Here is a 7,028-nt window from a genome sequence, read left to right on the forward strand (position 1 = left end):
ACGGTCTGCCCGGTCCGTCGGCATGAGGTGAGGCGCCCGTCTTCTCGTCCGCCGAATATCCGACCTCCCGTGCCAGCGTCGGCACTTCGGCACGCGAAGGCGATGACCGGGCAGCATAGGATGCCCGCAGGCGAGCACCCGGCCGCCAACCGTCGTTTGCGCTGATCCGCCAGGTGTGTCCGGGCCAACCCGGAACGCTTCCGCCTCCCTGCGCAGCTACTTACCCAGCAACGGCCAAAGGGCCGCTCCGGTGCCTACCAGCGTGGCGAGTCCCACGACGGCTGCACCGATACGCCTGCCATGGCTCCAAAACGGGCCCTCGTCCGCAGCCTGCTGACCGACACTACTGCTGCCGCTGCCGGAGGCCTGCGCGGCGGTGACGTTCACTCGGGCCCGGTCTCCGTGCACCACGACATGCAGGGCGTGCTCCATCTGATCGGGCGTGGGTATCTGCTGGTCGTCGGGCATGGCTGCGCGTAGTTCCGCAACCAGTTCGACCACTGTCGTGCGCACTTGGTCCGCCAGGCCTCGCAAGGATGCGGGAGACACGGACCAGTAGATGTCCGTGATGTGCTGGAACGAGTTCCCGGACGCCGCGTCCATGAGCCGGGTCAGGTCCAGGCCGCCGGGGATGCTCAGATGGGCGTGCTCCCCACTGACCTCGTATCTTTGCGCCAGGGCCTCCACCTCACTGATGCCATTGCGCAGGGCAACTTCCTCCTTCACTTCGTCCCGGGCGAATTCGGGCAACTGCGAGGGGCTGATCCGTTGGCCGCGCACCGAGTTGGGGCCAAGCAGCGCATTCACCTGGATCGGCGCTGGGATCCTTCTGTACCCAGGCAGAGCGTCGGTGGGAATGCCGTCGTAGCCACGCAGTTCACGTGTCGCCCACTCCCGCAGCTCTGCGGAGCTGCTGTGACCGCCGAGGACCACGCATTTGCGCAGGACTGAGGAGAGCGGCTTCGACTCGTCGAGAGCCTCCTGCTCAATCTCGGCCAAAAGTCCGCGCTGTCGTCTGTTCATGACCCTATTGTCCCGTCGCCACTGACAACGGCCCGCACTAGCAAGTGTCAGCAGCCGGGCACGCTGAGGCGGACAGACCAGCGGTCGACCCTGTGAGCCCAGATTCCTGCGGGCAAGGAGTTCTGAAGGCATGTGGTCTAGAGACCGGTGGTGTCACGCCCACTCCACAGCCAGCTCCTTCAGTGTGACCCGCTGTTCGGGGGTGAGCTTGTCCCGCCTCGCGCGGGTGTTCGATACCCATACGCCTAGCTTGACGACGACCGGCTCCGTCTCGCCGTCAACCGCGATCTCCTCAGTGTGGCTACGGGGCACCGGCCGGCCCGCGCCTTCCCGCTCTACCCACTGGGTGAGGGCCGCCAGGCCGCGCTGGAACGCCTGCTGCGCTTTGCCTGGCCCCTTCGCCGTAGGCGTTGCCGTCGGGGCAGGAGACGGGGCCTCAACGGGCTTGATGCCCAGCGTTGTCAGCCGTTCCTGCTGTTCGGCGGAGAGTTGTGTCCAGTTGGTCGCTTCTCTTTGCCGTGTGAGCCATCGTCCGAGGTCGTCGCCCTCGAAGAGCACGCCGGGCTGGATGTCGGGCAGCACACCGTCAGCGTCGACCAGGTCCGCGAGCACTTTGTAGTGCCGCTGCCAGTCGAGCGGCCAGGGGCAGTCCCAGTCCGGGTCGATCGCCGCCAACTGCTCGGCACGCACCGCCGCTCGCTCCGGGTCCTTGCCCAGGCCGTTCTTCGCGCCCTTCCGGCGGAGGTTGGCCATGTACTGCCCGATAGGCACCATCGCCTCGCCCTCGCCCCAGACGGCGTCCTGCCGGGGTGCGAGGTGCCCGGTGTGATGATCTGCGAGTTTTTGTCGTTGGTTGTTCGGCATCGTGATGTCAGTTCGGCGGCGCGCTGCCTGTGCTGTTCAGCTGGTTGTGGTGAGTGGGTTCGAGTGATGACAGAGATGCCGATCTGGCGCTGACGTTTTTGGTGATGGTGTTGGTCAGTTGGTTGCCGGTCGGTACTCCATGGCCTGGCGCTCTTTCTCCGCATGATGTCGCCTCGGCCCTGGCATTCCTACCCTGACGCGTCCGACGCTACGGGCTGGACGACGACGTCACCCGCCGGATCCGGGCCCCCGGGCCGACTCGGCACCGGCGCAGTCACTGCCCAGGGGACGCCCAGCGCAGCGAGGGCGGCCTGCTGCTCCTGGGCGAGCTTGTGCCGCCTGGTCTTGGTGTTGGAGACCCATACGCCCAGCTTCACGACCACCGGCTCTGCCTCGCCGTCGACGGCGACCTCCTCGCTGTGGGCGCGGGGTACCGGCCGGTCCGCACCCTCCCGTTCCACCCACTGCGTGAGGGCCTCCAGGCCGCGCTGGAACGCTTGCTGTGCCTTGCTCGGGCTCTTCGTCGTACGACCGGCCGTGGGGGCGGGGGCCGGTGGCTGGTCGGGCTGTACGCCCAGCTTCGACAGCCGCTCCTGCTGCTCGCTCGACAGCTGCACCCAGGTGGTCGGCTGGGTCTGCCGCTGGAGCCATCGTCCGATGTCGTCGCCGTCCATCAGTACGCCGGGCTGGATTTCGGGCAGGATGCCGCCGGGTTCGTCCTCGGCAAGGTCCGCGAGGACGCGGTAGTGCCGCTGCCAGTCCAGGGGCCAAAGACAGTTCCAGTCCTCGTCGATCGCGGTCAGCTGCTGCGCGCGTGCGTCAGCCCGCTTCGGGTCCTTCCCGAGACCGCCCTTGCGCCGGAGGTTGGCCATGTACTGCCCGACCGGCACGGGGCCGCCGCCGGCCGGGTCGTCCCACACGGCGTCCTGCCGCGGGGCGAGATGCCCGGTCGCCCGCTGGTAGGACCGGAGCGTGGCGAGCTTGGCCTCCCACGCTTCCTCGCCCGGTTCCCAGAGCATTCCGGCCTCCGGCGCGTCCAGCAGCGTCTTGCGCCGTTCCTCGAGCTCCCCGGCCCGCAGCGCCTTTCGCTGCTGGTGGACCCATCGGCCAAGCGGAAACGCCTTGGTCGCCCCGACTTCGACCTCGACGTCGTAGGGCACGGCGTAGAGGCCGGTGATCTTGTTCTCCTTGCGCCAGCGGAGGAGGGCCTGGTAGCCCTCCAGCCAGACCAGGGACTCGGGCCGGTAGACGCGGGTGCGCAGGAACGCGGCGATCGTGGCGGCGTCCCGGGGTGAGGAGAAGTGGAGCAGGGCCGCTTCGGCGGCGACCTGCGTGTCGTCGTCCTGCTGGTCCTCGCCGTCGCCCTCGCCGCCGGCCCCGACGATCCGCCCGTCCTCATCGCGCCGGACGTGCAGCTTGCGCTTCCCGCTTGTGAGGGCGCGGGAGGCGAGCTGCTCGACCAGACGTTCGTCATGCGAACGCAGGCCCTGGAGGACGGCTACAAGAGGGCGGAACGAGGCACTGGCGACCATGTCGGTGGGGTCCTCGCCCGGCTCTAGGAAGACGGGCACGATGATGCGGGCGACCTTTGTGGTGCCGTCGCGGTTGAGGCGGAGCGCGCGGCCGATGTTCTGGACGATTTCGACCTGCGAGCCGCGGGTGTCGGCGAAGCACACGGCCTCGACTCCCCGCTCGCCGGTGATGTCCACGCCTTCCCCGAGCACGCGAACGCTGGCGAGGAAGGCGCGGTGCACGCGGTGTCCGGTCGCGTCGATGCCGTTGGCGAACTGGCGCAGGACCTCGCGCCGTTCGCTGACGAGGTGGTCGCCGCACAGCCACGCCGCCCACACCCGGTCAGGGGGTACGTGTCGGCCGGCCTCCAGCTCGTAGAACTCCGCGTCGATCGACGACTTCGGCAGCGCCTCCGCCCGCGCCAGGGCCTCGTCGGACGCCTCGGTGACGTACAGCTCGGCGGCCGTCTCCGGCAGCTTATCCGCGAACGCGGCGGCCTCCTCCACCTTCTGGTGGAACGTCATGACCGTACGCAGGTTGTACGCCGCGGCGTGTTCCAGGAGCGCGGTCTGCAGGAGCGCCAGGCGCCGGCCCCGCTGCGCCTCCTCCGACTCCCCGAGGACGGGGGAGGGGTCGCGGATCTCCAGCACGTCGATCTCGAACCCGGCGAGGATCCCGCGCTCGATCGCCTCCGAGAGCCCGAGCTCTGCGAGCCACGCGCCGTACGTGCCCTCCGGATCGTCGGCCATGCTCGCGAGCTCCAGCTCCTGCCCGTTCGCGCCTTTCTGCGGCCGGGCCGCAGCCAGGATGCGCGGCGTCGCGGTGAGATAGAGCCGGAAGTCCGCCGGGATGCGGGCGTTGTCGTGGATCGCCGCCCACGGCCGCCCGAGATCACCGGCGGTGCCGTGTGCCTCATCCACGATCGCGAGGTCGAAGCCCGCCATCTGCTGCCCGTACAGGCGCTCTCCGCCCGCCAGGGCGGCCTCCAGCGGCCCGCGAACCGTCCGCTGGCCCACCGGAGCGTCGGGGTCCTCGCGGTCCACCAGGGAGGCGTAAGTGGCGAGCACGACGACCGGCCCCTTCCCGGCCCACAGGGCGAGCTGGATCGGGTTGGTGGTGGTACGTACGCCCAGCTCGTTGAGCACCGGGTCGTTCTCCAGCGAGCACACGGCGACCATCGGGGCCCGGTGGCCCACCAGGCGCCACACCTGGGCGGTCTGCGCGAGCAGGTCCAGGGTCGGGACGGTGACGAGGATCCGCCCGTTCGCGAATGATTCCAGTGCGCAGGCGGCGGCCGTGATCGTCTTGCCCGACCCGGTCGCGGACACGATCGTGCCCCGGGCTCCCTGCGGGGGCACAGAGGCCCGTGCAGGAAATCCCACCCATCTGCGAAATGCCGACCGCTGGTCCACCTGGTGTTCCCTGAGAGAAATCATGACCTCTACTTCCTGTCCTATGATCAGCGCCATGATTCATCCCGTTGCAGGGCCCTCTACGTGGAAGCACCTGGCGTCCGCCCTCGCCCTCACCGCTCTGATCTGGACAGTCTGGTACGGCGTGCAACCCGTCTACTCGCCGTGTACTTACTTCGGCAACCATTCCTACGAAAAAGCCATCGAGTACGGTCAATGTGATCCGCCGGAAACGAGATTCAGCACCTGGACGCACTAGACGAACCCCAGGGCATCCCATTTTTCCGCCAACGTTACATGCTGGTCCAAACTGATGCACTCATCACGTCCGTCTCCCTGAGGTGGTGGAAGCGCGGCCGGAAGGACCGTCGAGGCCGGAGGAAGCCGGGGGTCCGCCCCGGAGTCGCAGTCCCCTCCCCGGACTTCAGTCCCCGCGAGCCGCACCCGACGTGGCGGTGGAGGGCCCAGGGGGAGCCGCAATTTTTGAGCATGTTCAAATAGGAGGGTGCGGTCGCAGGGGCGGCTGTCCATCCTTTTGGGGAGAGGTCTGTGAGCATGCGTACGGGGGCTGTGATGGGCAGGGGGACGGGTGGACGGTGGCTCGTTGCCGTACTGGCGGCTTCTGCGGTGCTCGTTTCAGGGTGTACGGACTCGGTCGATCCCGACGAGCTGCCCGGCGTGTACCGCAACGATGCGACCGGCGCCGAGATCCTACTCGGGGCCGACGGATTGTTCTCTGCTACCGATGTGTTGACAGAAAAGTTCTCCGACCCCGCCGACTTCAGCGGCCGATGGGAATTCGTCGACAGCGACTCGTCCAGTGACTTCGTCTACCTGACCGTCGATGACGGCGGACTGGGCAAGATCGGCGGCATCCAGCTCTACACGCCCAGGCAAGGAATGGTGGAGTTCCGCTCTCCGGACGAGCCGCCGACCCTGGTGCTCAAGAAGGCAGCCGCACCGTAGGCCCCAAGGACCCGTAGTTAGCCATCCGTGAACCGGGTCGGCCCTGCAGGCGCAGCTCCCCGAGCACCAGGCCGTGCCCGCACCCCTGTCCCGCGGCCCCGCAGTCAGGGACCCGCCCAAGCCCCCCCCCTGCACTGTTGCCAGCCGCCCGCGCAGCGTGCCCCGGGCCGGGGTCGTGTGACCTTGATCAAGGTGTGTCGTTGTGGGGTGTATGCCCTCACGTGTTGTAGTTCGTGCCGTCACTGTCTCGTTTGCCGTGTTGGCGAGCGGTCAGGTGGCTTCCCCGGCTTGGGCCGGTGGTATCGGTGACTTCCTGTCACCCGCGTTCAGTACCACTTGTGTTAACCATCACGGTAGTCAGGCGGTTGGTGAGACCCGCAGTGGGACGGGTAGTGGTGGTGGCAATCTCCTGGGGTTGCCTATCGGTAGCCCTTTGAACCACTGCGGCGGAGCGGATGCGGATCCCACGACCGCCCTCAGCTCCTCTTTGGGTGGGTCGTTGAGTGGGCAAGCAGAAGGAGACGAGGAATCGACGTAGACCGGGAACGGGCCGGCCCGGGGGTCCGGTAACCGCACCGCCATCCTTTGCTCACCGTCGGGCCGCGTCAGCGGCCCGGGGCCTGGAGGCAGAGCCGGAAGGGCCCTGGGGTGGGGGAGCGGACCCGCCCAACGGGCCGAAGGCCAGGACCCCGTGGAACGGGGTCACCTCCCCTGCGGAGCAGGCCCCGCTCTGGTGGAGCGCAGCGGAACCAGAGCCAGCATCACGCCCTGCCCCTCCCGTGATCCTGCTCTCCGAGCATCAGGCGGTGCCCGGACCCCTGTCCCGCGGCCCCGCAGTCAGGGACCCGCCCAAGCCCCCCCCCCCCCTGCACTGTTGCCAGCCGCCCGCGCAGCGGGCCCCGGGCCGGGGAGCGGAGCGACCGGGCCCGCCCTGGACTGCGCTCCAGGCCAGAAGCCTGGAGCGCAGCGGAAGGCTTCACCGCCCGCGCGCAGCGCGGGCGGTGACCCCCGGTCAACCCTGGAGCCCAGCGGAAGGGTTGACCGGGGGTCGGTGAAGCGCAGCGAAACCGGGCCCCGGTCCGGAGTGAAGCGGAGGACTCCGGACCGAAGGGCCGGCCCTGCCCGGAGCGCAGCGACGGGCTCCCGCTCCAGAGCGCGCAGCGCTCTGGGACCGGACTCGACGGCGCTGTCGTCCTGGTCATGGAGCGGGCCGAGCGCAGCCTGCTCGACCTCATGCACGACGCCGCAGAA

At 68.8% G+C, this 7,028-nt stretch carries 3 protein-coding genes and 1 pseudogene; 1 reads left to right on the top strand and 3 read right to left on the bottom strand.

Going from position 1 to position 7,028, the window contains the following annotated elements; translation table 11 throughout:
- Positions 1-216: 216 nt before the first annotated feature.
- The 3 genes and pseudogenes from ACWDX7_RS26080 to ACWDX7_RS26090 all read right to left on the bottom strand — a co-directional run bounded on the left by ACWDX7_RS26080 (position 217) and on the right by ACWDX7_RS26090 (position 4,835).
- A complete protein-coding gene (locus ACWDX7_RS26080; RefSeq protein WP_451492823.1) occupies positions 217-1,023 on the bottom strand; it encodes an AbiTii domain-containing protein in 807 nt (268 codons plus the stop codon).
- Between the two features lie 153 nt (positions 1,024-1,176).
- Positions 1,177-1,848 (bottom strand): annotated as a pseudogene (locus ACWDX7_RS26085) (helicase associated domain-containing protein); the annotation flags it as partial.
- Positions 1,849-2,075: 227 nt separating this feature from the next.
- Positions 2,076-4,835, bottom strand: a complete 2,760-nt coding sequence (locus tag ACWDX7_RS26090; protein ID WP_451492824.1) for a Helicase associated domain protein — start codon at positions 4,833-4,835, stop codon at positions 2,076-2,078.
- Between the two features lie 531 nt (positions 4,836-5,366).
- Between ACWDX7_RS26090 and ACWDX7_RS26095 the strand changes: the two genes are divergently transcribed.
- Positions 5,367-5,777 carry a hypothetical protein gene (locus ACWDX7_RS26095; RefSeq protein WP_451492826.1) on the top strand — a complete coding sequence of 137 codons (411 nt, stop codon included), beginning with the start codon at positions 5,367-5,369 and terminating at the stop codon, positions 5,775-5,777.
- The last annotated feature ends 1,251 nt before the right edge of the window (positions 5,778-7,028 follow it).

It is taken from the genome of Streptomyces sp. NPDC003034 (assembly GCF_053591375.1).